The 26,134-nt window shown below is 61.4% G+C and carries 32 protein-coding genes, 3 tRNA genes and 1 pseudogene; 14 read left to right on the forward strand and 22 right to left on the reverse strand.

Annotated features, from left to right (window positions below):
- Window positions 1-25: 25 nt before the first annotated feature.
- On the reverse strand, window positions 26-268 hold the full coding sequence (locus NKJ72_RS13220) for a YjiS-like domain-containing protein (RefSeq protein WP_352477466.1): 243 nt from the start codon (window positions 266-268) through the stop codon (window positions 26-28).
- A 174-nt stretch (window positions 269-442) separates the two neighbouring features.
- Here NKJ72_RS13220 and NKJ72_RS13225 point away from each other — a divergent pair, with 174 nt between their 5' ends.
- Entirely contained in the window at window positions 443-2,455 is a 2,013-nt protein-coding gene (locus tag NKJ72_RS13225; RefSeq protein ID WP_352477468.1) for a BTAD domain-containing putative transcriptional regulator, read from the forward strand.
- Window positions 2,456-2,500: 45 nt separating this feature from the next.
- Here the strand turns inward: NKJ72_RS13225 and NKJ72_RS13230 are convergent, their stop codons facing one another.
- Window positions 2,501-4,096, reverse strand: coding sequence for a DEAD/DEAH box helicase (locus NKJ72_RS13230; protein ID WP_352477469.1), 1,596 nt, complete (start codon window positions 4,094-4,096; stop codon window positions 2,501-2,503).
- On the opposite strand from NKJ72_RS13230, the gene NKJ72_RS13235 reads away from it, so the two are divergent.
- Window positions 4,083-4,379, forward strand: coding sequence for a hypothetical protein (locus NKJ72_RS13235; RefSeq protein ID WP_352477470.1), 297 nt, complete (start codon window positions 4,083-4,085; stop codon window positions 4,377-4,379). The two genes, NKJ72_RS13230 and NKJ72_RS13235, sit on opposite strands and share 14 nt — an antisense overlap.
- Before the next feature lie 68 nt (window positions 4,380-4,447).
- Window positions 4,448-5,104, forward strand: a complete 657-nt coding sequence (locus NKJ72_RS13240; protein ID WP_352477471.1) for an outer membrane protein — start codon at window positions 4,448-4,450, stop codon at window positions 5,102-5,104.
- Window positions 5,105-5,178: 74 nt separating this feature from the next.
- On the opposite strand, the gene NKJ72_RS13245 is transcribed toward NKJ72_RS13240, so the two are convergent.
- From NKJ72_RS13245 to NKJ72_RS13270, 6 genes are all read right to left on the reverse strand, one after another.
- Window positions 5,179-5,952, reverse strand: a complete 774-nt coding sequence (locus tag NKJ72_RS13245; protein ID WP_254817113.1) for an NAD kinase — start codon at window positions 5,950-5,952, stop codon at window positions 5,179-5,181.
- Between the two features lie 450 nt (window positions 5,953-6,402).
- A complete protein-coding gene (locus NKJ72_RS13250; RefSeq protein WP_352477472.1) occupies window positions 6,403-7,161 on the reverse strand; it encodes an MBL fold metallo-hydrolase in 759 nt (252 codons plus the stop codon).
- 2 nt (window positions 7,162-7,163) lie between these two features.
- Window positions 7,164-8,228 (reverse strand): ABC transporter ATP-binding protein, encoded by a 1,065-nt coding sequence (locus tag NKJ72_RS13255; RefSeq protein ID WP_352477474.1) that lies wholly within the window; start codon window positions 8,226-8,228, stop codon window positions 7,164-7,166.
- Window positions 8,225-9,007, reverse strand: a complete 783-nt coding sequence (locus NKJ72_RS13260; protein WP_352477475.1) for an ABC transporter permease — start codon at window positions 9,005-9,007, stop codon at window positions 8,225-8,227. The genes NKJ72_RS13255 and NKJ72_RS13260 overlap by 4 nt, the downstream gene beginning before the upstream one ends.
- Window positions 9,008-9,009: 2 nt before the next feature.
- Window positions 9,010-9,852 (reverse strand): ABC transporter permease, encoded by an 843-nt coding sequence (locus NKJ72_RS13265; protein WP_352477477.1) that lies wholly within the window; start codon window positions 9,850-9,852, stop codon window positions 9,010-9,012.
- A 13-nt stretch (window positions 9,853-9,865) separates the two neighbouring features.
- A complete protein-coding gene (locus NKJ72_RS13270) occupies window positions 9,866-10,972 on the reverse strand; it encodes a polyamine ABC transporter substrate-binding protein (protein WP_352477478.1) in 1,107 nt (368 codons plus the stop codon).
- Between the two features lie 91 nt (window positions 10,973-11,063).
- Here NKJ72_RS13270 and NKJ72_RS13275 point away from each other — a divergent pair, with 91 nt between their 5' ends.
- Window positions 11,064-11,678: a TetR/AcrR family transcriptional regulator gene (locus NKJ72_RS13275; RefSeq protein WP_352477479.1), complete on the forward strand. Its 615-nt coding sequence runs from the start codon at window positions 11,064-11,066 to the stop codon at window positions 11,676-11,678.
- Window positions 11,679-11,733: 55 nt separating this feature from the next.
- On the opposite strand, the gene NKJ72_RS13280 is transcribed toward NKJ72_RS13275, so the two are convergent.
- Entirely contained in the window at window positions 11,734-11,934 is a 201-nt protein-coding gene (locus NKJ72_RS13280) for a DUF2905 domain-containing protein (RefSeq protein WP_352477480.1), read from the reverse strand.
- A gap of 139 nt (window positions 11,935-12,073) precedes the next feature.
- Here NKJ72_RS13280 and NKJ72_RS13285 point away from each other — a divergent pair, with 139 nt between their 5' ends.
- On the forward strand, window positions 12,074-12,640 hold the full coding sequence (locus NKJ72_RS13285; protein ID WP_352477482.1) for a DUF2569 family protein: 567 nt from the start codon (window positions 12,074-12,076) through the stop codon (window positions 12,638-12,640).
- Between the two features lie 65 nt (window positions 12,641-12,705).
- On the opposite strand, the gene NKJ72_RS13290 is transcribed toward NKJ72_RS13285, so the two are convergent.
- From NKJ72_RS13290 to NKJ72_RS13315, 6 genes are all read right to left on the reverse strand, one after another.
- Window positions 12,706-13,344 (reverse strand): cupin domain-containing protein, encoded by a 639-nt coding sequence (locus tag NKJ72_RS13290; RefSeq protein WP_352477483.1) that lies wholly within the window; start codon window positions 13,342-13,344, stop codon window positions 12,706-12,708.
- Between the two features lie 134 nt (window positions 13,345-13,478).
- A complete protein-coding gene (locus NKJ72_RS13295; RefSeq protein ID WP_352477484.1) occupies window positions 13,479-13,676 on the reverse strand; it encodes a hypothetical protein in 198 nt (65 codons plus the stop codon).
- Between the two features lie 264 nt (window positions 13,677-13,940).
- Entirely contained in the window at window positions 13,941-14,339 is a 399-nt protein-coding gene (locus NKJ72_RS13300) for a GFA family protein (protein WP_352477485.1), read from the reverse strand.
- A 147-nt stretch (window positions 14,340-14,486) separates the two neighbouring features.
- Window positions 14,487-14,612 (reverse strand): hypothetical protein, encoded by a 126-nt coding sequence (locus NKJ72_RS13305; RefSeq protein ID WP_352477486.1) that lies wholly within the window; start codon window positions 14,610-14,612, stop codon window positions 14,487-14,489.
- A gap of 31 nt (window positions 14,613-14,643) precedes the next feature.
- A complete protein-coding gene (locus tag NKJ72_RS13310) occupies window positions 14,644-14,883 on the reverse strand; it encodes a hypothetical protein (RefSeq protein WP_352477487.1) in 240 nt (79 codons plus the stop codon).
- Window positions 14,884-15,036: 153 nt separating this feature from the next.
- A tRNA-Thr gene (locus NKJ72_RS13315) sits at window positions 15,037-15,112 on the reverse strand.
- A gap of 158 nt (window positions 15,113-15,270) precedes the next feature.
- Between NKJ72_RS13315 and NKJ72_RS13320 the strand changes: the two genes are divergently transcribed.
- Together NKJ72_RS13320 and NKJ72_RS13325 are read left to right on the forward strand one after the other, a co-directional pair.
- Window positions 15,271-15,438: a hypothetical protein gene (locus NKJ72_RS13320; protein ID WP_352477488.1), complete on the forward strand. Its 168-nt coding sequence runs from the start codon at window positions 15,271-15,273 to the stop codon at window positions 15,436-15,438.
- A gap of 222 nt (window positions 15,439-15,660) precedes the next feature.
- A complete protein-coding gene (locus tag NKJ72_RS13325; protein WP_352477490.1) occupies window positions 15,661-16,017 on the forward strand; it encodes a hypothetical protein in 357 nt (118 codons plus the stop codon).
- A 40-nt stretch (window positions 16,018-16,057) separates the two neighbouring features.
- On the opposite strand, the gene bhcR is transcribed toward NKJ72_RS13325, so the two are convergent.
- Window positions 16,058-16,915: an HTH-type transcriptional regulator BhcR gene (bhcR, locus tag NKJ72_RS13330; RefSeq protein WP_352477491.1), complete on the reverse strand. Its 858-nt coding sequence runs from the start codon at window positions 16,913-16,915 to the stop codon at window positions 16,058-16,060.
- A 202-nt stretch (window positions 16,916-17,117) separates the two neighbouring features.
- Between bhcR and gcl the strand changes: the two genes are divergently transcribed.
- Genes gcl through NKJ72_RS13345 form a run of 3 tightly spaced genes read left to right on the forward strand, consistent with a single transcriptional unit; the run spans window position 17,118 to window position 20,644 of the window.
- Window positions 17,118-18,899 carry a glyoxylate carboligase gene (gene gcl, locus NKJ72_RS13335; protein ID WP_352477492.1) on the forward strand — a complete coding sequence of 594 codons (1,782 nt, stop codon included), beginning with the start codon at window positions 17,118-17,120 and terminating at the stop codon, window positions 18,897-18,899.
- A 23-nt stretch (window positions 18,900-18,922) separates the two neighbouring features.
- Window positions 18,923-19,720, forward strand: a complete 798-nt coding sequence (gene hyi, locus NKJ72_RS13340) for a hydroxypyruvate isomerase (protein WP_352477493.1) — start codon at window positions 18,923-18,925, stop codon at window positions 19,718-19,720.
- A gap of 9 nt (window positions 19,721-19,729) precedes the next feature.
- Entirely contained in the window at window positions 19,730-20,644 is a 915-nt protein-coding gene (locus NKJ72_RS13345; protein WP_352477514.1) for a 2-hydroxy-3-oxopropionate reductase, read from the forward strand.
- A 40-nt stretch (window positions 20,645-20,684) separates the two neighbouring features.
- Here the strand turns inward: NKJ72_RS13345 and NKJ72_RS13350 are convergent, their stop codons facing one another.
- Both NKJ72_RS13350 and NKJ72_RS13355 read right to left on the reverse strand, forming a co-directional pair.
- A complete protein-coding gene (locus NKJ72_RS13350) occupies window positions 20,685-21,248 on the reverse strand; it encodes a hypothetical protein (RefSeq protein ID WP_352477494.1) in 564 nt (187 codons plus the stop codon).
- Complete coding sequence (locus NKJ72_RS13355; RefSeq protein WP_352477495.1) at window positions 21,238-22,104, reverse strand: TrmH family RNA methyltransferase; 867 nt, start codon at window positions 22,102-22,104, stop codon at window positions 21,238-21,240. The genes NKJ72_RS13350 and NKJ72_RS13355 overlap by 11 nt, the downstream gene beginning before the upstream one ends.
- Window positions 22,105-22,305: 201 nt before the next feature.
- Here NKJ72_RS13355 and NKJ72_RS13360 point away from each other — a divergent pair.
- Together NKJ72_RS13360 and NKJ72_RS13365 are read left to right on the forward strand one after the other, a co-directional pair.
- A tRNA-Tyr gene (locus NKJ72_RS13360) sits at window positions 22,306-22,390 on the forward strand.
- A 67-nt stretch (window positions 22,391-22,457) separates the two neighbouring features.
- Window positions 22,458-22,531 (forward strand) — tRNA-Gly (locus NKJ72_RS13365).
- 162 nt (window positions 22,532-22,693) lie between these two features.
- On the opposite strand, the gene NKJ72_RS13370 is transcribed toward NKJ72_RS13365, so the two are convergent.
- On the reverse strand, window positions 22,694-23,161 hold the full coding sequence (locus NKJ72_RS13370) for a YidB family protein (RefSeq protein ID WP_352477496.1): 468 nt from the start codon (window positions 23,159-23,161) through the stop codon (window positions 22,694-22,696).
- Window positions 23,162-23,321: 160 nt separating this feature from the next.
- Between NKJ72_RS13370 and NKJ72_RS13375 the strand changes: the two genes are divergently transcribed.
- A complete protein-coding gene (locus NKJ72_RS13375; RefSeq protein ID WP_254817133.1) occupies window positions 23,322-23,579 on the forward strand; it encodes a GlsB/YeaQ/YmgE family stress response membrane protein in 258 nt (85 codons plus the stop codon).
- Between the two features lie 49 nt (window positions 23,580-23,628).
- On the opposite strand, the gene NKJ72_RS13380 is transcribed toward NKJ72_RS13375, so the two are convergent.
- The 3 genes from NKJ72_RS13380 to NKJ72_RS13390 form a co-directional block, all read right to left on the reverse strand.
- A complete protein-coding gene (locus tag NKJ72_RS13380; RefSeq protein WP_352477497.1) occupies window positions 23,629-24,288 on the reverse strand; it encodes an N-acetylmuramoyl-L-alanine amidase in 660 nt (219 codons plus the stop codon).
- A gap of 104 nt (window positions 24,289-24,392) precedes the next feature.
- Complete coding sequence (locus tag NKJ72_RS13385) at window positions 24,393-24,848, reverse strand: GFA family protein (protein WP_352477499.1); 456 nt, start codon at window positions 24,846-24,848, stop codon at window positions 24,393-24,395.
- A 43-nt stretch (window positions 24,849-24,891) separates the two neighbouring features.
- On the reverse strand, window positions 24,892-25,779 hold the full coding sequence (locus NKJ72_RS13390) for a DMT family transporter (RefSeq protein WP_352477500.1): 888 nt from the start codon (window positions 25,777-25,779) through the stop codon (window positions 24,892-24,894).
- A 270-nt stretch (window positions 25,780-26,049) separates the two neighbouring features.
- Between NKJ72_RS13390 and NKJ72_RS13395 the strand changes: the two are divergent.
- A pseudogene (locus tag NKJ72_RS13395) lies at window positions 26,050-26,134 on the forward strand (GTP-binding protein); the annotation flags it as partial.

Consider the following 26,134-nt stretch of genomic DNA (forward strand, 5'->3'; position numbering starts at 1 on the left):
GCGCAGACCAAACTCAACGCCGATCTTACCTCATCGACATCAAGTTCGTGATGAGAACAGCCGTGGCGGCATCGAGTGCGGGTTGATGAACCTCCGAATGACCGATGTCCTTCAGCTGTTCGGTCGTCAGATCTGCCAGTGCTCTGCGTCTCGCGACGGTCCGCCGCCATCCCGTGAAGGCAGCGATCATCATTGCTGCGCCTTTCAGGCTAGACCCAAGCAAGCGTTTGGACATGCTGCGGGCAGCGCGAGTTGCCGTGTGAGCCATTGTTTTGGTCTCCCATTTCGAGTTTGCGGATGGGAGCGTGCCACGCAGGGGTTTTCGGGCTGTTCGGCTGTGCGTGAACAACTGGGAGAAGTCCGGCGATCCGCCGTTAAATCGGTGTTAAATCGATCCGCCGAGATGCTATTCTGTCGCTGCATAGAAGCCTGGAGACGATTTGTGCGCATCCGGTTGCTTGGTGGCCTGGCGGTTACTTCCCCGGAGCATCGGCCTGTCCGGTTCGCCACACGCAAGACTTCGCTCCTTTTTGCTGCTCTGGTTCTCGCGGGCCGCCGCGGCCATGGTCGCGAGCAGCTTTCCGAAGCCTTTTGGCCGGGGCGAAGCAACGGGCAGGCCCGCAATAGTTTGCGGCAAGCGCTGGTCGACATCAGGCGCACGTTCCCCGCCAGCTCGGATGCAGCCGTCTACATTTATGGGGATCAGGAAACCGTTGCGCTGATTGCCGGTCCGGATGAGGCGGACATCTCGATCTTCGACAGGAAATTGGAGCAGGGCCGAACCGCCGATCTCGCCTTCGCCGCCGATCTCTACCGCGGCGAGCTGCTTGCCGGGCAAGCCATCCCTGACGAACTGGACGAGTGGTTTGGACCGTATCTGAGCAAGTATCAGCGCAAGGCGCTGCAATTGGTCGACCGGCTGAGCCTGGCGCTGCCCGCACCCGGCTCAGCCGAAGAGACGGCCTGCGAAGGGCTCGCGGAGAGATTGCTCGCCTCGGATCCGACGGCGGAGGCAGCCCATCGGGCGCTTATCCGCATCCACGCTCATCGAGGCCACGAAAACGCCGCCTTGCGTCAGTTCGAGCTGTGTCGGGCAGCTTTAAGGAAACATCTGAACGCCGAGCCTGAAGAGCAGACAAGCTCGCTGGCGGCTTCCCTGCAGTCCCGTGAACGACCTGAACATCAGCGGCCGGAGCCAAGCTCTGGCGCCGCATCACTGGCGCCGGTTCTGGCAGTCCCGACGAGGCGCGACGACCAGCCATCGATTGCGGTGCTGCCGTTTCAGAACCTAAGCGGTGATATCGAGCAGGAATATTTTGCCGACGGCATGGTGGAAGACATTGTCACCGCCTTGGCTCACTTTCGTCACCTGTTCGTAGTCGCACGGAATTCGAGCTTCACCTACAGGGGACGGTCCATAGACATAAAGCAGGTCGGGCGTGAGCTGGGCGTGCGCTATGTGGTCGAGGGAAGTGTTCGCCGGGCGGGCGACCGCCTGCGCATCGCCGGGCAGCTCATCGACACCTCGACGGAGGCCTATCTCTGGGCCGACCGTTTTGACGGGATGCTCGCCGAAGTCTTCGATCTGCAGGACCAGGTCGCCTCGAGTATTGTCGGCGCAATCACACCGAAAATGGAGGAGGCTGAGATCGAGCGTGCCAAACGCAAGCCGACAGAAAGCCTCGACGCTTATGATTACTACCTCCGCGGGCTGGCGGCCTTTGACCGGACGATCACTAGTAGATCGGCCATCGACGATGCCTTGCGCCTCTTCATGAAAGCGATCGACCGTGACCCGGAGTTTGCCGCAGCCTATGCGCGGGCGGCGCGGTGCTACGCCACCCGAAAAAGCAACGGCTGGATGGTCGACCGCGCGAAAGAGAATGCCGAGGCTACTCGACTGGCCAGGAGAGCGGTCGAACTCGGAAGGGACGATGCGATTGCGCTTTCCTTCGGTGGATACGTCCTCGGCTACGTAGGTGGCGACCTTGACGACAGTGCGGCTTGCATCGATCGCGCGCTCGTTCTCAACCCGAATCTAGCGGCCGCGTGGGGCCTAAGCAGCTGGGTCAAGGCTTGCTTTGGCGAGCCAGGCAAGGCCGTCGAGCACGCCGCGCTTGCCATGCGCCTAAGCCCATTGGATCCACGTCTGTTCGCTTGGCAATTCAACACCGGGCTCGCTCATTTTTGTGCCGGCCACTACGATGACGCCGCCGCTTGGGCGGGAAAGTCGCTACGGTACCAACCGAACTACGTGAGCGCGATGCGTGTAGTGGCGGCGAGTCATGCCCTGGCGGGACGCCTGTCGGAAGCGCAGCAGACTATGGCCCGGGTCTGCGAGGTCGATCCCTCGCTGCGGCTCTCGAATCTCGCCGAGGTGCTGCCGCCGTTTTATCGACCGGACGATCGCAGCAGATATATCGAAGGCCTTCGCAAGGCGGGGCTGCCGGACTGACTGGCGGCAACGCTTCGCGCGGCCATGGGACGCGCAAGCTGGATATCAGACCTTGGCGACGATCCGCATGAAGGCCGGCATGTCGTCGCCGAAGCCGACGGTCGCGTCATTGTCTTCCTGGCGTTGGCGGGCAGGGCGCTCGCGCTGCGGCCTGGTGTCGCCGCGTTCGGGCGCACGCCGTTCGTTGCGATCGGGCGAAGCCTTCCGTTCAGGTGAAGCCTGGCGCTCGCTGTTTTCCGAGCGGATCGCCTCCTTGCGGGTACGCCGCTCGCCAATATCGGCGACGGCGGCTTCGGCCACGACCGGCTGTTCCTCGCTAACCGCTTCCGGCGCTGCTTCTTCGCTGCGCTTGGCGTGGCGTTCACGCGGCTTGCGCTCGCCCCTGTCCTTGGCGTCGTCCTTACGCCCGGCGCGGCGTGGCGCACCACGGCCACGGCGCGGGGCCTCGTCCTCGCCGCCCTCGCTGGCGACGACTGTCGACAGGTCGCCGTCATGCCACTCGATCTTGGTGCCGATCAGCCGTTCGATGGCGTCGATGTATTTGGTGTCCGATTTGGTCGCGATGGTGAAGGATTTGCCGGAGCGTCCGGCGCGGCCGGTGCGGCCGATGCGGTGGACATAATCCTCGGCGTGGATCGGCACGTCGTAGTTGAAGACATGGCTGACGTCGGGAATGTCGAGGCCGCGCGCCGCGACGTCCGAAGCGACGAGGTAGCGCAGCTTGCCGTCACGGAAATTGGCCAGCATCTGCATGCGCGCGCGCTGGTCCATGTCGCCGTGCAGAGCGCCGGCGTCGAAATCATATTTGAGCAGCGAACGGAACAGCTCCGACACCTCGACCTTGCGGTTGCAGAAGATGATGGCGTTCTTCAGCTCGGCATCCTCGGCCTTCATCAGATTGCGCAGCGTCTCGCGCTTGTCCCAGGGTTTCGGGCCGGATTTCACCAGCCGCTGGGTGATGTTGGTGGCGGCCGATGCTGCCTTCGACACTTCGACGCGCACCGGCGCGTGCAGGAATTTCTCGGTGAGCTTGGTGATTTCCGGTGGCATCGTCGCCGAGAAGAACAGCGTTTGCCTGGTGAACGGGATCATTTCGCAGATGCGCTCGATATCGGGGATGAAGCCCATGTCGAGCATGCGGTCGGCCTCGTCGATGACGAGGATCTCGACGCCGTTGAGCAGGAGCTTGCCGCGTTCGCGATGGTCGAGCAGGCGGCCTGGCGTCGCGATCAGCACGTCGGCGCCGCGCTCGAGCTTCTTGTCTTGCTCGTCGAAGGACACGCCGCCGATCAGCAGCGCGATATTGAGCTTGTGGTTCTTGCCGTATTTGACGAAGTTTTCCTCGACCTGCGCGGCGAGCTCGCGCGTCGGCTCGAGGATCAGCGTGCGCGGCATGCGGGCGCGGGCGCGGCCCTTTTCCAGCCGGGTGAGCATCGGCAGGACGAAGGACGCCGTCTTGCCGGTGCCGGTCTGGGCAATGCCCAGCACATCCTTGCCGAGCAAGGCGTGCGGGATAGCACCAGCCTGGATCGGCGTCGGCTCGGTGTAGCCGGCATCGGTAACTGCGGAAAGGACCTTCGGCGACAGGCCGAGGTCTGCGAAGGTCAACGCTTCTTGAGCGATCTGGGTGTCTGAGGACAAGTTTGGCGGTCTTTGGCTGGTTCGGGGGCGCAACATAAGCAGTCGCGGCAAGCGCCGCGCGCCTGCAAGATTGGTATTGCAGGTAGGCGCAAGCCCACGATTTGTCAACACAAACGGGCGGCATTGGCGCGATTGTGAAGTCGTAACCTTAATCGCGATGGTTACCGCATCGCCGATGCCGACTTTCCAGGAAGGCAACAGTTTTTTCCGCACCAGCGCAAGTGTTGCGGATCAGCAACGCCTTGCTGCATTCATCCCGATTGCACGGCAAAATTGCATTTAGGATTTGAGTTGGAGCAGAAACCTTGACACGAATGATTCATCCATTTTTCTTAGTCGAGGGGCCACATCATGAAAAAAATTCTTCTCTCTGCCGCATTTGTGGCACTTGCCTTGATGCCGGCGATGGCGGCCGACGTCGTGGAGTTGCCGGTTGCGTCAACATACAACTGGACGGGCTTTTATTTAGGCGCGCATGTCGGCGGCGGCAAAAGCAAGGTGGACTGGGAATATAGCCTTAACGGGGCGACGGCTGATCACGATGGCAGCGGTGCTCTAGGCGGCGTTCAGGCCGGCTACAATTTCCAGAGCGGAAATATAGTCTATGGTATCGAGGCGGATATCGCGGCCGCCAAGATCGATGGGGACACATCTTGCCCAAACCCAGCCTACACTTGCGAGTCCGATGTAAAGATGCTCGGTTCGTTGCGGGGTCGAATTGGCTACACGATGGACAGGCTGCTGATTTACGGTACCGGTGGTCTCGGCTATGGAACCATAGAGATTGGCACCAGTGGTCCCGTCGGGACGAACGATACCACGAAGACCAAAGCAGGCTGGACGCTGGGTGCGGGCCTGGAATATGCCTTTAATGATCACTGGTCGCTCAAGGGCGAATACAAGTATTTCGATCTAGGCAAGGGCGATTATACGGTCGACGGCGGCGAGAATGTCGAGGCAAAGGTCCGGATACACACCGGAGTTGTCGGCCTGAACTACAAGTTCTAAATCGTAAGGATCGGTTGCGGCGAGACTTTGTGTTGCACTGGACCCGGCCTCGTGCCGGGTTTTACTTTTGTCGTTTAATACCTGAACTGTTCGGCGAGAATGCGCTCGTTCCACGAATGGTTGGGATCGAACAGCAGCGTCGCCGTTGCCGTCGGCGATTCCCTTACCGTGACCGTCGTCACCGCCTTGACCTCGGTGTGGTCGGCGGCGGCGTTCACCGGCCGCTTTTCCGGCTCCAGAATGTCGAAACGCACGCTCGCCTTGTTGGAGAGCAGCGCGCCGCGCCAGCGGCGCGGGCGAAACGGGCTGACCGGGGTCAGCGCCAGCAGCGGAGCGTCGAGCGGCAGGATCGGCCCGTGCGCGGACAGATTGTACGCGGTCGAGCCGGCCGGCGTCGCAATCATCACGCCGTCGCAGTGCAATTCCTCCAGCCGCTCTTGCCCATCCACGGTGATGCGGATCTTGGCGGTCTGGTAGGACTGGCGCCAAAGCGCGACCTCGTTGATCGCCAGCGCCGAAATCGTCTCGCCCTCCGCCGTAACTGCCTGCATCTCCAGCGGACGGATCGTTTCGGCAACGGCCGCCGCGATGCGCCCGGTCAAGCCGCTGGCGCGGTATTCGTTCATCAGGAAACCGATGGTGCCACGGTTCATGCCGTAGACCTTCTTTCCCGTGCTCATCGTCTCACGCAGGGTCTGCAGCAGAAAGCCGTCGCCGCCGAGCGCCACGACGATCCCGGCTTCTTCGACGGATGCCTGGCCGTAACGCGCAGAAAGGCTTTCCAGCGCCGCATTGGCGTCGGCTGTACCGGACGAGACGAAGGCGAAACGGCTGGCGGTTTTGCTCATGGCTCTCAACGACAACCGATTGGCAGCGATCGATTGGCGGCGACCGGTTGCTGGGCCGCGCCAGCGCCGGGTTAGCATGGGTGGGCATTTCTGCAAAGGGAGGGAGGTGTCTTGATATGGCGGCCGAACAGGGCGCACTCGCGCATCGTGTCGGAGGACAAAATGATGTGATGGTTAAGGCCCGCTTTAAACTCTCGTAAAGCTGGATCGATCATGTTAGCCGGCAGCGGACGGGCGGCGTGGGGGCTAACCAGTCGAGGCCGATCTATTGCCGCTGGCACGCTTGATTATTGTCTTCCTGATGCTGGCAAGTTTTGCCCTGGCTTTCGCGGAACTGGTGCGCCAGTCGGAGGAAAAGAGTTTCAGACCCGAGCCCACGGCCTCACGCTGCGGCGACGCGGCGGGGACACCCTGTCCGCAAAGGGCGCTTTGACGTTACTACGCTGGTCCTTAACGGGCGAGCAGATGACAGCCGGCCTGGCGCTTTTGCGCGAGATACTCGTCGACAAGCTGGCGATAGCGGACTCTCCCGAAGCTCGGGAAATGGCCGCCATGCACGACCGAGACATCGAGATCGCGCATGCGCAGCAGCGTTTCGACATAATCGTCGATATCGGAGTGATAGACGTCGTCGATCAGCGGGCCGTCATAGACGATGTCGCCGGAAAACAGGATGCCCGTCCTGTTTTCGTAGAGCGCAATGCCGCCGGGTGAATGGCCGGGCGTGTGGATAACCTCGAAGGCACGGTCGCCGAGATCGAGGATATCGCCTTGCTCGAGCAACCGGCCGGCTGGTGCGGGCAGGATCCGGTAGCGCTTCGTGTCCCAGCCTTGCGGCATGCCGTCGAACATCTCGTCGGTGGCATAGCGGTCGGCAACCGTCCATTCGTTGCGCGGGTCGGCGAGGATCCCGGCCTCGGCCGGGTGCACGCAGCGGTCGGGAAATTCGTGATGGCAGCCGATATGGTCGAAATGCGTGTGGCTGGCCACGCAGGTGAGCTTGCGCTCCGTCAGCAGCGGCACGTGGCGGCGCAGGCTGAAATGGCCAAGGCCGGTGTCGAACAGAAGATCGCGGTCGCGGCCGCGCACATGCCAGATGTTGCAGCGGAAGAACGGCTTGATCCACGGCTCGTGGATCAGCGTCACGCCATCGCCCATGCGGATGGTTTCGTACCAGTGGCCGGCGTCGATGGTTGGAGGCGTGCTCATGTTCAGTCCGCAAGCAGGATGATGTCGCCAGCATCGCACGATACCGCGACCACGTCGCCCGGCTGGACTGCCGATGCCGAGGGAACCTTGGCGATGAAATGCAGCGCCGGGTCGGTCGTGGAGGTCCCCAGCACACGCTTGAAGCTGCCCTGGAAGACGACGTCGCTGACCTTGGCCGTACCGAGCGCGACAGCACCGCCGGCAGCGCCGAGGACAAGATGCTCCGGCCGGACGGCCAGCGCAACGGTCGAGCCGGCCGGCAATGTGCCGGGCACGGAGAGCGACCCAAGCTTCGTGGTGACGGTGATTTTGCCGCTCTTCGCGTTGGTCACCGTTCCCGATATCAGCGTGCTTTCGCCCATGAAGGTCGCGGAAAAGCGCGTCGCCGGCCGTGCATAGACGCGCTCGGGCGGTCCTTCGTCCTCGATGCGCCCGTCATTCATCACCACGCAATGATCGGCCAGCGCCATCGCCTCTTCCTGGTCGTGGGTGACGTGGATGAAGGCGGTGCCGACGCGTTTCTGGATCGCCTTCAACTCGTCCTGCATCTGACGGCGCAATTTCAGGTCGAGCGCGCCGAGCGGCTCGTCGAGCAACAGCACCGCCGGCTCGACCACCAGGGCGCGCGCCAGCGCCACGCGCTGCCGCTGGCCGCCGGAAAGCTGATGCGGCTTCTTGTCGAAGGCGGTGGCGAGGCCAACCAGCGCCAGCGCCTCGCGTGCCCTTGCTGCCCGGGTTGCGCCATCGACGCCCTGCATGCGCAGACCGAAGCCGACATTGCTGCCGACGCTCATATGCGGGAACAGCGCATAATCCTGGAACACGGTCGTCGTCGGCCGCTTCGCCGGCGGCACGGCGGTGCAGTCCTCGCCGCGGATCAGCACCTTGCCCTCGCTCGGCGTGACGAAGCCGCCGAGGATGGACAGAAGCGTCGTCTTGCCGGAGCCGGAAGGCCCGAGCAGGATCGTGTAGCTGCCAGGCTCGATCGTCAGCGAGACGTTCTTCAGCACCGTGTGCTGGCCGAAGCGATGCGAGACGGAGCTTATGTCGACCAGTGGCGCACTCATGCCGGCTTCCTCCGCAACAGCATCAGCTCGAACAATATCACCAGTACGATGGAGACGGCGAAGACCAGCGAGCCGACGGCGTTGGTCTTCGGATTGAGGCCGGAGCGCAGCAGGTTCCAGATCTCGACCGGCAGCGTCGTGTCGAAGCGCGTCAACAGGAACGAGATGACGAATTCGTCCCAGGAGAAGGTCATCGACAGGAAGAAACCGGCGAAGATCGCCGGCGCCATAACGGGTACGGTAATCAAAAGCAGCACCTTCCATTCGGGTGCGCCGAGATCGCGCGCGGCGCGCTCGATGTTGATCTGGTGATCGCCCATCTGGCTGTAGATGATGGCAAAGCAGAGCGGCAGGTTGATCACGACATGGCCGATGCCGGCGGCAAGTAGAGACTTCGGCACGCCGGCCCAGTTGAACAGCACCAGCAGCCCCATGCCAATGATGAGATAGCTGACGGTCAAGGGCAAGGTGATCAGCCCGCGCATCAGGCCCGAGCCCGGCAAGGCGAAGCGCGCAAAACCCCAGGCGGAGAGAAAGCCGAGCGTGACGGCGACAGCCGAGGAGACGACCGCCACCAGCAGCGAATTGACCAGCGCCGAAGTCAGCCGCGTGTCGGCGAGCACGGCCTCGTACCAGCGCAGCGACGGCCCGGTGAAGGGCGGGATCGGAAACGAGGTTGCCTGCAGCGAAAACAGCACAAGAACGACGACCGGCAGAAAGATGAAGCCGTAGATTGCGATGGCGTAAAGGCCGGAGACGAGGCGGATGAAAGCGCGCATGGTCAGGCCCGCTCGATCTTCAGCCAGCGGGCGCAGGCGAGGTAGGCGATGGTGACCACCGCCATCAGGATGATCGACAGCGCCGAGGCGAGCGGAAAGTCGCCGCGCCGGCCGATCTGCATCATGACGAGCTGTGGCATCAAAAGCTCGTTGTTGCCGCCGAGGATCTGCGGCGTGATGTAATCGCCGATGCACAGCACAAAGGTGAGGAAGGCACCGACCATGATGCCAGGCAAGGTCAGCGGCAGAACGACATGCAGGAAACTCCGCAGCGGCCCGGCGCCGAGGTCGGCGGCGGCCTTCCGGTAGCTGGGGCTGAGCTGCTTCAGATTGGCGAAGATCGTCAGCGTCAACAGCATGACGAAGAAATGCACGAAGCCGGTGATGGTGGCCAAACGCGTATTGGCGAGTTGCAGCGGTTCGCCGAGCAGGCCGGAGCCGGTCAGCGCCCGGTTGACGACGCCGTTCTGCGCCAGCACCAGCAGCCACGAATAGGAGCGCACGACATAGGAGGTCCAGAACGGCAGCACCGCCAGCATCAGCGCCAGCCGCTGCCAGCGCTCCGGCACCTGTTCGGCCAGAATCCAGGCAAAGGGATAGGCAAGCAGCACCGAGATAATGGTGACGATCGCTGTGACCTGTAGCGAGTTCACCATCGCCTGCCAGTAGGACTGATTGGCAAAGAATTGGCTGTAGTTGGACAGCGTGAAGCCGCCGCCTTCATGCGCCGTCAGGCTAGATACCGCCATGGCGACGAAGGGCAGCACGAAGAACAGCAACGTCCAGCCGAGCGCCGGCGTGACCAGCGCCCAGGGCAGGGCGCGCCCGCTGTTGGCGGCGTTCATGACCGGCAGCCGGTCATTGCGCCTGCAGCATTTCGGTCCAGACGTCCTGCATCTTCTTGTCGAGATCGGCATTCGGCGCCGGATAGGCCTGGGCGCGGGCGAGGAATTCCGGCTGCTCGTCGAAGCGCAGGATATTCTTCTGCTCGTCGCTCAGGGCCGCCTTGCTGTTGGCCGGCATGCCCCAATAGCAGGACGAGGTGGCGAGCCGCGCCTGCCCTTCGGGGCTCATAATGTACTGGATGAATTTAAGCGCCAGCTCCTTGTTCTTGGAATCCTTGAACATTGCCAGCGACTGCGACCACAGCACCGCGCCTTCTTTCGGAATAGAGAAGTCGAGGGCAGGGTTTTCCTTGGCCAGCCCCGCCGTCACCCATTCGCCGCCGCCGACCAGTATGTCGACTTCGCCGGTCGCCAGTGCCGTCTGGCTGGCGGTCACTTCGCCGACCAGCTTGGCGTTGGCCTTCATTTTGAGCAGCTCTTCCTTGATGGCGGGGAGGTCGGCTTCGGTCAGTTCCGCCGTCTTCTTGCCGATCGCCAGTGCGGCCATGCCGATGACCGGCAGGTAATAATCGTAGATGGCGATCTTGCCCTTGTATTTGTCGCCGGTCAGCGCGGCAAGCGACTGCATGTCGGCCGGGTCGACCTTGGTCTTGTTGTAGCCGATCGTGTTGTAGCCGAATTTTTCAGTGATGCCGTAACGCTTGCCGTCGACGACGGTGGAGCTGTCCATCTTCACCTGCGGGAAGAGGTCGGCCAGCGGCAGCTTGTCTTCCGGTAGCGGTTCGAACAGGCCTTTTTCGACGCCGCGCGGTATGTCGATGCTGTCGATCACCATCACGTCCCAGTCGCCCGGCTGCGACTGTTCGACGATGGCCAGGCCGGCGCCGGTGCCTTCGAACTCCTTGACATTGACCTTGACGCCGTTCGCCTCCTCGAACGGCTGCAACAGCACCGGATCGGCGTGATCGCACCAGATCAGCGCGTTGAGGTCCTGCGCCTGAGCGAGGCTGCCAGCCGCCAGCAGCAGTGCTGCGGCGGCGCACGCGCCTTGGAGATAGCTCTTCAGAAAAGAAAGCGGATTCCTGACGGTTGGATTGGGGGTCTTTGGATTGACGGACATCGAGTGTTCTCCCTTGCCTTTTTGGCTTGTAGCAAAAAATTGAACCAATTCTAAAATTGAGTCAATTCTGTTTTTGTGGCAAACAGCCGCTATGAGCGGATTGCGGGCAAGGCAGAAGGCGGATCGGCACCGCCGCATCATCGAGGCGGCGGCGGCGCTTTTCCGCGATGCCGGTTATGAAGGCGCCAAGATCGAAACTATCGCCGCGCAGGCCGAAGTCTCGGTCGGCACGATCTACAACTACTACCAGAACAAGGGCGACATCCTCGGCGCGATCGTTTCGATGGAGGTCAACGAGGTGCTGAATGCCGGGCGCGGCGTCGTCGCCAACCCGCCAGCCAATGTCGGCGACGCTCTCGATGCGCTGCTCGGCATCTATATCGAACATTCGCTGCATTATCTCAGCAAGGAGATGTGGCGGCAGGCGATGGCGATCTCGACGCAACTGCCGGACAGCCCGTTCGGCCAGGCCTACACGGCGCTCGACCGGGCACTGACCGAGCAGATTCGCGCGCTGATCGCCAGGCTACAGGCGCTCGGCCTGGTGCGCCGCGACATCGATGGTCCCGCGCTCGGCGAACTCATCTTCAACAACATGAACATGATGTTCATCGAATTCGTGAAGCGCGAGGAGGCGAGGATTGCGGAGTTGCGGGCAGCGATCCGGAGGCAGAACCGGATATTGGTGGCGGCGATTGGGGTGTAAGACGATCAAGGGCGAGTAGAACCAGCAACACAAATCGCCGTAGCCGGAGTATCGCCTAACGGTTGATCAGCCATAGAATGGCCGAAAGCACGATGCTGACCAGTATCGCCGTGGTGATAGGGACATAAAGCCTGAAGTTCTCACGCTCGATCACGATATCGCCGGGCAGCCTGCCAAGGCCGGTCCGGGCCAACCAAGGCCACAGCAGGCCTATGGCGACTATGCTGAGACCAACGACGATCAGAGTTCGCGACATGGCAGCATCCTGCCGAAATAATATCGTGCCAGGAATATAATGTTGACTGGTCTCGCCAGCAGCGCTTCCACTCGATATTGCCCCTTGAGTTGAGGTTGAAATCTGTTACAACCTGAACGGGCATCAAAGGAGGGATTGGATGCAGATTTCCATCTGGCATTGGGCTATACTGCTGCTGCTGATCGGCGTTCCTGTTTTCTTTGCCGTTCGGTCAGCCGCAAAGCCATTACAGGATACTTCGGCTCTCGTCGGTTTCGGAGGCTGGCTTATGCTGCTGGCGATTGGACAGTGCTTGGCACCTTTCCGCACGCTGGCTGAGCTGTTCTCTTCGAGCGGGACCTATCGACAGCTAATGACGCTCCCCAACGGCGCCTTGGCGGTCTACGGCGAGATCGCCCTGTTGCTGGCGTTTCTGGTGCTCCAGCTGGTTGTGTTCGTTGCAATGCTCCGGCGGAGTTACCGCTTCAAGCAGCTGTTCCTGTATCAGTGGTTTGCAATTCCAGTCGTGTTTTTTCTGGACGCGGTATGGATCTCAGCGGTTATGAGCGCTCCTGTGAGCTTGGTGCTTGCAGGGGATGCGTTGGTACTGCCCGCAGTTTCTTTTGTCCTGACCGGGATCTGGGTCGCCTACGTTTACAAGTCGGTCAGGGTGAGAAACACGTTCGACAGAGCCGCGATATCCGGTCAGGTCACGAGTGCTTCATAGAGCTTGCCGCGAGCCCTATGTATGGCTGCCGACAAAAAATGCCGGGCGCGCTGCATCGACCCAGATCACCCGGCCTGTAGGCCTGCTCGAGCGAGGATTTCAGGTGCCGGCGTGACATGCCCGTGCGGCTTGCAGTAGCCGGGGTCGATCGCGCGATAGCCAAGCAGATGGCCGAGTGGCGCCAGGATTCCCAGCGCCACTCGCTGAATCGCAGGTGGCGGGTACGTGAAGACGATTACGTCGGCAAACTCTCTGGCGATGACCGCTGCCTGAAGCGGCGAAGGCCTACCTTTTCTGTCCACCTTGCCGGCATTGGCCAGGCCGAAGAGCATGCCGATCAGCAGCTCGAAACGGTTCGGGTCGACATTGTCTGAACCTGGCGCCCGGTCGACTTCGACCAGCACATGCGCTTCTTCGGTTTTGCTGCTGTTCCACCAATCGTGTGCGACGCCTGCTTCGACCGTGGCGGATTGGCCGGGCCCCAGGGACAAAGTCTTCCCGGCGATGCGAGCGTCGAGCCGGCCACGGAGGACGGCAAACCGCTCCGTCAGGTTCGGGTGGTAGTGCTCGCCCACCACTGCGGCTCCCGGTCGGGCGGTCAGATGAGCGATGCCAGGTCCCTGGCCGCGGTCTTCGGTGCCACGCAGGATGACCGCATATTCGCCGGTCACCTTGTTCTCGTAGACATCTCCACAGCGTGACATGGATCAGCTCCGGGTTTCAGAGCACCGCTGCCGGCAAGCTTACGGTTAACGGGTTGGCGGTTCAACGACCGCTCGAACGAGCGATTGCGAAAACACTAGTTGCCGGCTCTTCGTCAACGCGGGCGATCAGCGCTCTACCGGACATGCTTAGGCGGGCGCGCTCGCGGAAACGGCACGACCGTCAGTGGCGCCTTGCGGAATTCCGCGATGGCTATTTCTTCAATCAGCGCGTCGAGGGCCTCGTTGACGCGTTGGCTCGTTTCATCTGCGCCGCAGAGGCGGTTTTGTGCGCACTCCAAAAGCTCGCGCGCCGCGGCGAAATCACTACGCATGACAACACCTTTGGTTTTTGGCCCGCCGCACGGGCATTGTCGGCGCGCTTAATTGAGCGAGTGCTAATATACACTGGAGCAATTTAATCGAATGCTGTTAAGTGGCCGTCGGGAGGCGGGACGAACCTATGGCCCTGCAAAAAGCAAGACAGGAATGAGCTCGGCGTCTCCTGGTAGGAGATGCTTGAGCCCGATCTGGTTCAGGCTAAGCCGGCAATTCACGGGAACTTTCCGGCGATCCCGACGCTCCCGGTACGTACCGTCCTAATCTTTCGTATAGTCAGGCCCAAAACGGGTCGGCAGGTTGTCGGCGAGTTTCAACCAAGGGAGCTTCTCCTCAAAAGCGACATGCAGCGTAGGTGCAAATTTTTCTGGCTCCTCCATCGCCGCCGCAAAAAAATGCATGACATCAGACATGTTCTTTGAGCGGAAGGACAGCGGCGTACCACAGTGATCGCAAAATGTTCTTTCCACACCGGGAGAAGAGTTGAATACCTTCGGTAGCTTGCCCAGCCATCGCCATTGGCCGTTCAAGACGCCAATATAAGCGGTCATCGGCGCAGAACATTGCCGCCGACAACTTTCACAATGACAGACCACGCAGGCCTGTGCCGGGCCATCGACTTCAAAGGCAATAGCGCCGCATAAGCAATGACCACGCATGCAAATACTCCTCGAGTCAACAAGGACAGCTTCATGCCTGGGCGTGAGGGAGGCGCCATGAAATGCGCCGAGCTGGCGCCCAATTCCGACATTCGGCGCTGGCGATTGTCCTCGCGTGCGCGAGGCGTTGCCTCCAAGCTGCCTTCACTATCGCCTTTGCGGCATATTGAAATGTTCGTAGAGTTTCTCCGCCAGGTCGCTGGCGCCAAAGCCCGTCAATACCGATGAAAGTGCCAGCGGCGCCTTTTTGTCGAGCATGGCCTTGGCGATCATCAGATCGTCGCTTCGCTTATGAGTCCTCAGCCTAATACGATCTTGGGCGGCTTAAGAATTCTCTGGCGGCGGCAATCTGGCGTCGATGCTCGCGAAGGAATGCCGCGCCGAAGCAAATGGCGAATGCCAGTACCGAAAGGCTTGTCGTTGCTCTTGATGCAGGATCAGGATCGGGACTTATCAGGAAACGGAAGCCGAACGCCAAGGCGAAGACGACAACGCCACCAAACATGCCGCTGACGAAGGGGGCGGTCGTGCGTTTCTGCTCCAACGACAACTCCTAGGTTTTCCGCTAGGGAACTATGGTTTCCGCCAGGGAATATATGCGTTGAAGCTGATGTGCTACCGATCCTGACGGCCTCGGCCTGTGGATATCGGGGATGAGCAGATATCAAGCGCCCCGGAGGTCTCAAGACGCCCGTGCTGGTGCCCCCGGACGGGATCGAACCGCCGACCTTCGGTTTACAAAACCGCTGCTCTACCAGCTGAGCTACAAGGGCACGGCGCTCCGGTTAGCATATTTGCTGCGCCAGTAAAGACAAAACTCCGTTTTTCGGTTCCCGGCGACCGCGCCGGTTCTGCCGCCAGGGCGTCCTGAAAACGGCCAATTCGCTTCCTATATTGATCGAAGGTGCAATCGCATCAGCGAGGCAGTCGCATGATCAGGTTTGTCATCATTCTCCCGCTCGTCCTCGTGGCGTGGGTTCTCCTGGTGAAGCTCATCAAGGATCTGAAGCGCGCCAATATCGACTGGACCGGCGTCACCACCATCATCGGCTTCATCGCGCTCGCCTTCTGGCTTCGCCATATCACCGGCATGGGCTGAGGCCTGCCGATCGGTCCGGTGAACTGTCGACCAGCGCGACCGTTGGTGGTCGCGGCTGACAGTATCAGACTGGCGTCGCGCTCCGTCAGCTTCTCTGTCCTGTCGAACATCGCTTAAGGCGAGATCGGATGCCGCTTCAGCATTCGCCAACACCCTTGCCGATGTACAGGGATTTCCCGACAGCCTAATCTACGGCCGAGCCGAAACAGGGAGAGAGGGCGCTTGGGCGAGCACGATCCGAACGAGGAACCGATCGAGACGGTTTTCCGCAACGGCACAATCACCACCGTCGGCATCCTGCTGGCGTTCTCGCTGGGCTTCATCACGCATTGGGCCGCCAACCCGATACCATGGGAAATCTATCACCTGGCCGCCGTCGTGCCGATTTTGATCGGCATTGCCCTGCAGATACGAGCGCTGCGGTTGCTGCTCGACATAACGTCTCTACAACGGCGCGTTTATGAACGCGCCAATCGTATCTTCATTGCCGGCCTCATCTTCACCGCCTGCGGAGTTGGGCTGGCGATGCTGCTTGATTTCTACGACCTGTCGACCAAGAGCGCGGTGCCCGGGGGCTAGCTCTGGCCATCCTGGCAGATGTCGCACCATTCGGCGCTGGTCAGCGCTGCCATGCGCTCGGTTCGCTGCCAGGGCCGGGAGGGGTCGGCAGGCCGCCGATCATCCTCGTCACCTGCGCTGCTGCATCGCGCACCAGCGGGCCGATTTCGGCCAGCCGCTCCGGTGTGACCCGTACCGTCGGCCCGGAGACCGAGACGCCGCCGATCGGTTCGCCGAATTCGTTGAAGATGGCGGCGGCGACACAGCGCATACCTGGATGCCGCTCCTCGTCATCGACCGACCAGCCGCGCAGCTTGATCGTCACCAGATCGCGGGCGAGCGCCGAGATGTCGGACAACGTGTTTTCGGTGAAGCGCTCCAGCCCGGCCCGGCGCAGTATGGTGGCTACCCGTTCCGGCTCGAGATGCGCCAGCACCGCCTTGCCGATGCCCGAGGCATGGAAGGAACTGCGCGTGCCCGGCCGGAAGAAGGCGCGGATCGCCTGGTGCGTCTCGACCTGGCTGACGAAGACCACGCAATCGTCCTCGGCGACGCCGAGATTGGCGGTCTCGCCGGTCTTCTCCATCAATTCCTGCATGACGATACGGGCGCGGTCGACCAGCTTGCGGCGGCGCAGGAACGCTGCGCCCATGCGATAGGTCTCGACGCCGATCGACCACAGCTGGTCGGTGCCTTCGAACTCGACCATGCCATGGTTCTCCAGCGTCGTCAGCATGCGGTAGGCGGTGGATGCCGGCAGGCCGGAACTGGCGGCGATCTCGCTCAACGACAGGCCGCTGCCATCGGCGACGATTGCCAGGATGCGCAGCGCCCGGTCCAGCGACTGCACCGAGGCGGCTTCGGACGGCCCGCTGAAAGTGCGCGGCCGGCCGCGCTGGCGTTTTTCGGTGGTTTCCATCGGGCCATTCTTCGCTCTGTTCGCCCAACAAGCAATGAAAAAGTTTTTTACCGGTCGGCGAAGCGAATTTATGGAAAACAGAAAGGCCAATCAATTCAAGCAGCAACAGCCGTTCCCTAGAAATGAAAAAATATTCTGAAAAAATTGAAAAATAATCGACGCACTGGCATCATCAGCCATCAACAATTCCGTGGAGGCTGACATGGCCAAGATGCGCGCAGTCGACGCAGCGGTTCTCGTTCTTGAAAAGGAAGGCATCTCGTGTGCCTTCGGCGTGCCGGGTGCTGCGATCAACCCGCTTTATTCGGCGCTGAAGGCGAGGGGCAGCATCCGCCACATCCTTGCGCGGCACGTCGAGGCGGCCTCGCATATGGCGGAAGGGTTTACCCGCGCCAGATCGGGCAATATCGGTCTGTGCATCGGCACTTCGGGTCCGGCCGGCACCGACATGATCACCGGCCTCTATTCGGCCGCCGCCGATTCTATCCCCATCCTCTGCATCACCGGGCAGGCGCCGCGCGCGCGTCTCAACAAGGAGGATTTTCAAGCCGTCGACATCGCCGCGATCGCCGCACCCGTCGCCAAATGGGCTGTTACCGTCATGGAGCCCTATCTGGTGCCGATGGCGCTGCAGAAGGCGTTCCATCTGATGCGCTCGTCGCGGCCGGGGCCGGTGCTGGTCGACCTGCCGGTCGATGTGCAACTGGCGGAGATCGAGTTCGACATCGATGCCTACGAGCCGCTGGTGCCGTTCAAGCCGGCAATGTCGCGCGCTCAGGCGGAGAAGGCGCTGACGATGCTCGACGCGGCGGAAAGGCCTGTGATCGTCGCCGGCGGCGGCATTATCAACGCCGATGCGTCGGACCTGTTGATAGAATTCGCCGAAGTCACCGGCGTGCCTGTCATTCCGACGCTGATGGGCTGGGGCGCGATCCCCGACGACCACCGCCTGATGGCCGGCATGTGCGGACTGCAGACCTCGCATCGCTACGGCAATGCGACGATGCTCGAGGCCGATTTCGTTTTCGGCATCGGCAACCGCTGGGCCAACCGCCACACCGGTTCGGTCGATGTCTACACCAAGGGCAAGAAGTTCATCCACGTCGATATCGAGCCGACGCAGATCGGCCGCGTCTTCGCACCGGACCTTGGCGTCGTCTCGGATGCCGGTGCGGCGCTTAAAATGCTGCTCGACGTCGCCACCGAATGGAGGACCGCCGGGAAATTGCGCGACTGGTCGGGCTGGGCCGGCGAATGCCGGCAGCGCAAGAAGACGATGAAGCGCAAGACCCATTTCGACCAGGTGCCGCTGAAGCCGCAGCGCGTCTACGAGGAGATGAACAAGGCGTTCGGCCGCGAGACCACCTATGTCACCACGATCGGCCTGTCGCAGATCGCCGGGGCGCAATTCCTGCATGTCTACAAACCACGCAACTGGATCAATTGCGGCCAGGCTGGACCGCTCGGCTGGACATTGCCGGCAGCACTTGGCGTTCGCGCCGCCGATCCGGACCGCACAATTGTGGCATTGTCCGGCGACTATGATTTCCAGTTCATGATCGAGGAACTGGCGGCCGGCGCACAGCACAAATTGCCCTACATCCATGTCGTGGTGAACAACGCCTATCTCGGGCTGATCCGCCAGGCGCAGCGCGGGTTTTCGATGGATTTCGAAGTCAGCCTGGCTTTCGAGAACGTCAATCGACAGGGCGATGCCGAAGCTGGCTATGGCGTCGATCACGTCGCCGTTGCCGAGGCGATGGGCTGCAAGGCGGTCCGGGTGCGCCGGCCGGAGGAATTCGCCGGTGCCTTCGAAGAGGCAAAGCGCCTGATGGACGAGCACCAGGTTCCGGTGGTGCTCGAATTCATCCTCGAGCGCGTCACCAACGTTTCGATGGGTACCGAAATCGACAAGATCACCGAATTCGAGGAGCTTGCCGAGCGCCATGAAGATGCCCCCACGGCGATCGTCATGCTCGATTAAGCCGCATATGAGGAACTACTGCCATGCCACGGTTTTCAGCCAATCTTTCGATGCTCTTTGGCGAGCATGACTTTCTCGACCGCTTCGATGCCGCTGCCCGCGCGGGCTTCAAGGGCGTCGAGTACATCGGTCCCTATGACCATGCGCCGGATGTCGTCGCGGCCAGGTTGAAGAAGAACGGGTTGACGCAGGTCCTGTTCAACCTACCTGCCGGCGACTGGGCCAAGGGCGAGCGCGGCATTGCGCTCCTGCCGGACCGCATCCCGGAGTTCCGGCAAGGCATTGCCAAGGTCGTCACCTATGCGCACGCGCTCGGCTGCGAGCAGGTCAATTGCCTCGCCGGCATCGCGCCGCAGGGCGTCGATCACTCAGTGCTGGAAGACGTCTTCGCCGAAAATCTGGCTTTCGCGGCGGAAAAGCTGGAGCAGGCCGGCATCAGGCTGCTGATCGAGCCGATCAACACCCGCGACATTCCGGGCTTCTTCCTTAATTACTCAGATCAGGCCCTGGCGCTGATCGACCGCGTCGGCTCGAAGAACCTGTTCCTGCAATACGACATCTATCACATGCAGATCATGGAGGGGGATCTCGCCCGTACCATCGAGGCAAACCTCGACCGCATCGCGCATATCCAGCTTGCGGATAATCCCGGCCGTCATGAGCCGGGGACGGGCGAGATCAATTTTCCCTTCCTGTACAACCACATCGACCGCATCGGCTATTCCGGCTGGGTTGGCGCCGAATACAAGCCGAAGGGTGGGACGGAAGCCGGACTGGGCTGGTTTCGGGATCTGGCCGGGCAGGGGAGTGCGGCGGCGTAGACGCTACGCATCGCCGCCTTACAAGAAACGGAGAAAGACATGGACACCATCGGCTTTATCGGCCTCGGCATCATGGGTGCGCCGATGGCGGAGCATCTGCTCGAGGCCGGCTACACCGTCGTCGCCAGCGATCATCGCTCGAAGCCGCCGGCCGATCTCGTCGCCAAGGGTCTGAAGACCGTCTCTGGCCACAGCGCCGTCGCGAAAATGGCCGACATCATTATCACCATGGTGCCGGATACGCCGCAGGTGGCCGATGTGCTGTTCGGCGAAAACGGCGTCGCGTCCGGGCTGACAAGAGGCAAGCTGGTGATCGACATGAGCTCGATCTCGCCGATCGAGACCAAGGCCTTTGCAAAAAAGATCAACGACCTCGGCTGCGACTACCTCGACGCGCCGGTGTCGGGCGGCGAGGTCGGCGCCAAGGCGGCATCGCTGACCATCATGGTCGGCGGCGAGGAAAAAGCCTTCGAACGCGCCAGGCCTATCTTCGAGAAGTTGGGCAAGAACATCACCTTGGTCGGACCGAACGGCGTCGGCCAGACGACCAAGGTCGCCAATCAGATCGTCGTCGCGCTGACCATCGAGGCCGTCGCCGAAGCGCTTGTCTTTGCTTCAAAAGCCGGCGCCGATCCGGCCAAGGTCAGGCAAGCGCTGATGGGCGGGCTCGCAGCCTCGCGCATTCTCGAAGTGCACGGCGAACGCATGATCAAGCGCAGCTTCGCGCCCGGCTTCCGCATCGAACTCCACCAGAAGGACCTGAATCTCGCTCTCGAAGGCGCCAAGGCGCTTGGTGTTGCGCTTCCCAACACCTCCACCACGCAGCAATTGTTCAATTCATGCGCAGCCAATGGCGGCGCCAAGGAGGATCATTCGGCTCTAGTCAGGGCGCTCGAGCGACTGGCCGGGCATGAGGTGAAGTGAGATCGGTCGCTTGGTTATACCCGCAACACCGACGGAGGCCTCAATACGACGGGTTGGCCCGCCATTTCGCAACAAGATAGAGAAGCAAGATACCAAGCATCATAATTGCTCCAGACAGGAACGGCAGTGCCGCAAAGATCGACATAAGAAGCAGGCCAACGACCCCGACAACCAGCGTTTGTGTCACAAAGATATTTCTGTAGAGGAGGCAAAGACAGAGTATGGCCCCCACGATTGTGAAATAAATTTGCGTTTGCTCAATTCCGAATTTTTCGCTCACGGCGCTGGGGGGATTAGAAAACAAAATTAGTATCAAAATGAGTATGCTCGATAGCAATACCCCGAGGAAGAGGCGACGAAGCACAAGTTCTTTTGTTTTGAATTCGTTCAAACTAAGAACGAGCTTAAGGTCACGAAACTCAGCGCTGTACGCTTCACGCCGGTATACTTGGAAGCGTCGCCATGAAAGCAATACGTGCTTGGACATGTACTGAAGTAGAAACAGCTTCTCGAAGTCGTCGACGATCTGCTCTCTGACTGTCATGTCTGGTCGCCACGAATGGCGACGAAGCCATACCCAATTCTGGTCGTCGTCAGTCGCCATTTCGTGGACTCCTGAGATGAGCGTGCGCCGCATAAAGGCTCACCGCCGCGGCATTCGACACGTTGAGCGAGCGGATGGCGCCGGGCATGTCGAGCCGGGCGAGCGTCGTCACTGTCTCGCGCGTTTTCTGGCGCAGGCCTTTGCCCTCGGCGCCAAGCACCAATGCGATCTTTGCTCCGGCAAAGCTGGTTTCGAGTTCCGCCGGACCGTCCGAATCCAGCCCGATCGTCTGGAAACCGGCCTCGTGCAGCTGCTCCAGCGCATCGGCCAGGTTCCTCACCTCGATCTGATCGATGTGCTCCAGCGCGCCGGAAGCCGACTTCGCCAGCACGCCGGATTCCTGTGGGCTGTGGCGCGCCGTGGTGATCAGCGCGCCGGCGCCGAAAGCCACCGCCGAGCGCAGGATCGCGCCGACATTGTGCGGGTCGGTGATCTGATCGAGCACCAGCACCAGCCTGGTATCGCCGAGCGCATCGAGGCGCTTGGGTTTTAGCGGCTCGGCCTCGATCAGCACGCCCTGATGCACGGCCTCCGAGCCGCTGACCTTGTCGATGTCCTTCGGCTCGACCAGTTCCGCCTTGAAGGGCAAAGCGGCAAGATCGGCGATTGCCAGGCGCTCGGCAGCGTTTCGCGTCACCAGCATTTTTTTGATCTTGCGGCGCGGATTGTCGAGCGCCGCCCGCACCGTGTGCAGCCCGTAGAGCCGCACCAGCCCATCCGCGGCGGTCTCGCCGGGCGGCACCGGCTGGCGTGGCCTGAACGCCGGCGCGCCGCCGCTCTTCTCGTCGCGATGTGCACGGCGCAGCTTGGCGTAGTGGGTGTCTTTAGGGGTTTTGGGCTTGTTGTCGTTGCTCATGGCCGGTTCTATAGCCGTGTCGTCCGGTGATGGATACAGCCGCACAAGCTGCTTGTCGGGCGAGGTGTGAAATTCAGCGCTTTTTGCCGGGATGTTGCGGTTGACAGTTTTGGACGCTCCCGCCATAAGGCGCTGCGCGGAAAGGCTGCTTTGGCGGCCGCGACGCGTCGATGCCTCGTTGCATGGCTCCGGCGGCAGACTGGAGAGGTGCCCGAGTGGTTAAAGGGGACGGACTGTAAATCCGTTGGCTATGCCTACGTTGGTTCAAATCCAACCCTCTCCACCACTGCCGGCCCGGAAGCCCTGAAACGCAGCGCGAGCGTCGGAGCGGATCCGATGCTTGACTGAAAGGCGCGGGTATAGCTCAGTGGTAGAGCAGCAGCCTTCCAAGCTGAATATGCGGGTTCGATTCCCGCTACCCGCTCCAGATTTCCCCCAAGGCCACGGCGCACTTCGCGCACGATCCCGAAGCAGGCAGCGCCAGCGAAGCGCTTGCCGATAGTTCAAAGTGTTCGATGCGCGTCCAGAAGGACGCGCATCTTAATCTGTGTTATCGTTGTCCCCAACCGCAGGCGGCGTTGGGCAGGCGTCAGCTCGCGAATTTGCTGAATATGGACGCGAGCTGGTTCTGCTGCGGCACTTGCCCGTTCGGCGTCAGCTGGTCGACAAGCCCGGGCAAGGCCGCGGACAATTGCTGGAGCAATTCCTGCTGGTTCAGGCCCGTCCTTTGCGCGATCTCCTGGATGATCTGCGGGCCGAGGGCACTGCCCAGATCGCTGGGGTTGATCGGCTGGTTCTGACCGGCGCCGACCCACGAATTGGCGACGTTGCCGTGGCCCGCATCCTTCAGTTTGTCGAGCAGGCCGCCCAGACCGCCGAGCAGTCCGCCGTCGGCGGATGCGGTTGTATCAGGCGGGACGGGGGCAGGGCTCTGCGCCGCCTCCGGCTGGGCGGAACTTCCACCGCTCAGCATTTTTCCCACCAAAAGTGCGCCGAGCGCGATCATCAGCGGCTTGGCGACGTTGCCGCCGGGAACGGCATTGTCAAACAGTCCCATTGTGGATCTCCATGTCAAAATTGCCCGTCCGTCTCCGACAATGACGCATTCATGGCGAATTTCAAGCCGGTTTGAGCTTTCCGTAATCATGATTTTCAAGTTGGCTTGAGCTTTGCGTAATAATGTGGAAGTAATCGAGCGCGGGGAACGGAGAGGAAAAATGTCAATATTAAGCTGGATTATTCTCGGCGTCATCGCCGGCTTCATAGGCAGCAAGATTGTCAATAAAAGCGGGCAGGGCCTGGTGCTCGATATCGTGCTTGGGATTGTCGGGGCTATCGTCGGCGGACTGATCTTCAGCGCCTTTGGCGCGTCGGGCGTCACCGGGCTCAACATCTATAGCCTGATCGTAGCCGTGATAGGCGCGATAGTTGTGCTGTGGGCTTATCACCAGTTTACCGGCAGGCGGGCTCTTTAGAAACGGGCAGATCGGCAGTTGCGCCGGCATTCACCCGAATGCCGAGCGCCTATCTAATCCTTTTGAGGATTTGGCGGATCAGCGTGTTGAGGCCGGCTTCCAGCCCTCTCACCATGATCGGCCATAGTTCTTCCAGCAATCGCTGCCATACGGCATCGCGCCCAATCCTCACCGGCAGATTGGGCATCTCGACCATTGCCGCCGTCACGTCGCGGCGCAGCCGCTCGCCACAGGCGCTTGCGCCGCCGATCGTCGGATCGAAGGGCAGCCGGGTGAAATCCCATTTTCCGCGCTGCTCGATGCCGAGATTGCTCTCGACTTCGGCATGCGACAGCACCGTTTTGGGCGTGACCTTGATGCGGTAATATTTGCAAAGTTCGGCGACAACCGCGGTCATCGCGTTCCACTGTGCCCTGGTCATCGGATAGCGGCCGGCATCGAACGGCCTTTCCTCCGCCCCGGCCATGCAGCAGAGCGAAACCCCGATCGGGCCGCCATTGCAGTTGAGCGTGTGCGCGGCATATCCCGGTTTTACCCGACCCGAATTGAGCGCGATCGAAGGCCGGCCCCTGACCAGACGGCCATTCCCCTCGACCAGTATGTGATACGCATCCCTATCGGTATCGCCGGCCGAATGCGAGCCTGCCGTCCAATGGCAAACGACGCGCTTCATCGCAACGTTGGGCAACCAGTCGGGCGGCAATGCCACAGAAATCTCCGCCACATAAGTTCAGTGACGGAGCACAGTATAATTTCCTTGGCGGCGGACGCGAAAACGAAACGATAGTTTGGTTGAGCGTTTCTAACGGTCAGCTATTCGCCGGCATCTTCGGCGACCGCGTGTTCTCTGTATTGCGGCAGATCGTCGGTGATCGTGAACCATTTCGCCTTGGAGCCGACGAAGATGTGCTGCGTCGGGCGGATGGTTGGCTCGTCGACGAGGCTTCCCATGGCGACATGCACGAAGGCACCGTCCCGGACCACCGAATAGAGCAACGAGCCGCAAGTCTTGCAGTGCGCGTCATGGCCGGTTTCGTCGCCGAAGATCGTGAGATTGTCCTCGCCCCTCGCCAGGCTCAGCCTGTCCCGCTCGATGCCGGCGAACGGCTTGAAGGCCGAGCCGGTGGTGCGCCGGCAGTTCGAGCAGTGGCAGTTCGCGGCATAGACGAACGCGTCCGCCACCGCATACTGAACGGCGCCGCACAGGCATTTTCCGGCGAGCATGCGGTTGCTTGCATTCTGGTTGTTTCCGTTCTCCGGGCTTGTCATACGCTTCTCCACTCAGGCGATTGTCCCTACGCCGTTTCCAGCTCTAGGCGACGACGGTTAGCCGGCGCTTGCGCTCGTCGAGCGAGACGATGGTCAACCCGCTGGCCACCACCAGCAGGATGCCGCAGATGGCCAGCGCATTCGGGAGCTGCCGGAAAACCACCAGGCCTGAAATTACCGCCCAGACGGTAAAGCAATAGTAGAACGGCGCCACCACGCTGGTCGGCCCGATACGATAGGCCATGAAAATGAAGAAGTGGCCGAAGATCAGGAACAGTCCGGCGCCGCCCATCAGCAGCAGGTGACGGGTTTCAGGCACCACCCACTGCTCGGAAACCAGATGCGCAGCGCCGGCGCCGGCGAGCACCACAATCACTGCGGAAATAGCCACGACCATTCCCGGCACGTCGGCGGCGACCTTGCGCCCGGCCAGATCGCGCGCCGCGGACAGGGCTGCATTGCCGAGCGCCAGCAGGGCGTAAACCGAAATCCCCTGCATCGTCGGTTGTGCCACCATCACCGCGCCGACAAAGCCGAGCCCGATCAGCGCCAGGCGAACCCCGCCGATCCGTTCGCCAAACAGCATCGAGGAGCCGACCAGCATCAGCAAGGGCGTGATCTGTCCGAGCGCGGTGGAATCGGCGATCTGCATGTTGGCGAGCGCCACCACGTAGCAAAGGATCGCACCCAGTTCGAGCAGGTTCCTACGCAAAACCTTGGCGTCGAGGATTAGCGGGATGTGCTTGCCATAGCCCAGCACGAACAGCAGCGGAATGCCCCACAACGTTGCCGCCGCGCCGCGCAGGAACAGCACCTCATAGGGCGGCAGTCCCGCGGTTGCGAGCTTCATCATCGTATCGTTGACGATGTAGGACCCGGTCGAAACGACCATGAACAGCGGGCCTCGTATGGCAGTCGGGATGAAATGCATCGGCCCACGAAATCAGACCGGCGCCAAAGCGGCAATGGGCCAGATCCGTCTGTAAATCCGTCAAAGCCGTGAGCCGCCGCCGTAACCATTCCATTTGCCCTTGTTCGTTCCTATATCCGCGCCACATTCTCCGAAACCGGATCACGCGTTCGGGCGGGCGAGCGCGCTCGGCGACAAGGCACTTGTGTTTTTCGGCCTTAGTCGCTAATCGCCCCGCATTCGACTGAACTGAAGGTCCAGGCCGTCCCAGGCCGTCCAAGGAAAGAGACTATGGCAAAAGGTAAATTCGAGCGCACTAAGCCTCATGTGAACATTGGCACGATTGGTCACGTCGACCATGGCAAGACGTCGCTGA

Origin of the sequence: Mesorhizobium sp. M0045 (genome assembly GCF_040323385.1) — a bacterium.
Classification (GTDB): domain Bacteria; phylum Pseudomonadota; class Alphaproteobacteria; order Rhizobiales; family Rhizobiaceae; genus Mesorhizobium.

What these genes read in the sequence shown, in the direction of transcription:
- NKJ72_RS13355 (WP_352477495.1), bottom strand. Translation starts at nt 22,104, where the DNA reads ATGAGCAACGACAACAAGCCCAAAACCCCTAAAGACACCCACTACGCC.
- NKJ72_RS13385 (WP_352477499.1), bottom strand. Translation starts at nt 24,848, where the DNA reads ATGACAAGCCCGGAGAACGGAAACAACCAGAATGCAAGCAACCGCATG.
- NKJ72_RS13350 (WP_352477494.1), bottom strand. Translation starts at nt 21,248, where the DNA reads ATGGCGACTGACGACGACCAGAATTGGGTATGGCTTCGTCGCCATTCG.
- NKJ72_RS13280 (WP_352477480.1), bottom strand. Translation starts at nt 11,934, where the DNA reads ATGTCGCGAACTCTGATCGTCGTTGGTCTCAGCATAGTCGCCATAGGC.
- NKJ72_RS13285 (WP_352477482.1), top strand. Translation starts at nt 12,074, where the DNA reads ATGCAGATTTCCATCTGGCATTGGGCTATACTGCTGCTGCTGATCGGC.
- NKJ72_RS13300 (WP_352477485.1), bottom strand. Translation starts at nt 14,339, where the DNA reads ATGCGTGGTCATTGCTTATGCGGCGCTATTGCCTTTGAAGTCGATGGC.
- NKJ72_RS13320 (WP_352477488.1), top strand. Translation starts at nt 15,271, where the DNA reads ATGATCAGGTTTGTCATCATTCTCCCGCTCGTCCTCGTGGCGTGGGTT.
- NKJ72_RS13270 (WP_352477478.1), bottom strand. Translation starts at nt 10,972, where the DNA reads ATGTCCGTCAATCCAAAGACCCCCAATCCAACCGTCAGGAATCCGCTT.
- NKJ72_RS13260 (WP_352477475.1), bottom strand. Translation starts at nt 9,007, where the DNA reads ATGCGCGCTTTCATCCGCCTCGTCTCCGGCCTTTACGCCATCGCAATC.
- NKJ72_RS13245 (WP_254817113.1), bottom strand. Translation starts at nt 5,952, where the DNA reads ATGAGCAAAACCGCCAGCCGTTTCGCCTTCGTCTCGTCCGGTACAGCC.
- NKJ72_RS13305 (WP_352477486.1), bottom strand. Translation starts at nt 14,612, where the DNA reads ATGATCGCCAAGGCCATGCTCGACAAAAAGGCGCCGCTGGCACTTTCA.
- NKJ72_RS13240 (WP_352477471.1), top strand. Translation starts at nt 4,448, where the DNA reads ATGAAAAAAATTCTTCTCTCTGCCGCATTTGTGGCACTTGCCTTGATG.
- NKJ72_RS13290 (WP_352477483.1), bottom strand. Translation starts at nt 13,344, where the DNA reads ATGTCACGCTGTGGAGATGTCTACGAGAACAAGGTGACCGGCGAATAT.
- bhcR (WP_352477491.1), bottom strand. Translation starts at nt 16,915, where the DNA reads ATGGAAACCACCGAAAAACGCCAGCGCGGCCGGCCGCGCACTTTCAGC.
- gcl (WP_352477492.1), top strand. Translation starts at nt 17,118, where the DNA reads ATGGCCAAGATGCGCGCAGTCGACGCAGCGGTTCTCGTTCTTGAAAAG.
- NKJ72_RS13390 (WP_352477500.1), bottom strand. Translation starts at nt 25,779, where the DNA reads ATGCATTTCATCCCGACTGCCATACGAGGCCCGCTGTTCATGGTCGTT.
- NKJ72_RS13370 (WP_352477496.1), bottom strand. Translation starts at nt 23,161, where the DNA reads ATGGGACTGTTTGACAATGCCGTTCCCGGCGGCAACGTCGCCAAGCCG.
- NKJ72_RS13255 (WP_352477474.1), bottom strand. Translation starts at nt 8,228, where the DNA reads ATGAGTGCGCCACTGGTCGACATAAGCTCCGTCTCGCATCGCTTCGGC.
- NKJ72_RS13275 (WP_352477479.1), top strand. Translation starts at nt 11,064, where the DNA reads ATGAGCGGATTGCGGGCAAGGCAGAAGGCGGATCGGCACCGCCGCATC.
- NKJ72_RS13220 (WP_352477466.1), bottom strand. Translation starts at nt 268, where the DNA reads ATGGCTCACACGGCAACTCGCGCTGCCCGCAGCATGTCCAAACGCTTG.
- NKJ72_RS13265 (WP_352477477.1), bottom strand. Translation starts at nt 9,852, where the DNA reads ATGAACGCCGCCAACAGCGGGCGCGCCCTGCCCTGGGCGCTGGTCACG.
- NKJ72_RS13295 (WP_352477484.1), bottom strand. Translation starts at nt 13,676, where the DNA reads ATGCGTAGTGATTTCGCCGCGGCGCGCGAGCTTTTGGAGTGCGCACAA.
- hyi (WP_352477493.1), top strand. Translation starts at nt 18,923, where the DNA reads ATGCCACGGTTTTCAGCCAATCTTTCGATGCTCTTTGGCGAGCATGAC.
- NKJ72_RS13250 (WP_352477472.1), bottom strand. Translation starts at nt 7,161, where the DNA reads ATGAGCACGCCTCCAACCATCGACGCCGGCCACTGGTACGAAACCATC.
- NKJ72_RS13375 (WP_254817133.1), top strand. Translation starts at nt 23,322, where the DNA reads ATGTCAATATTAAGCTGGATTATTCTCGGCGTCATCGCCGGCTTCATA.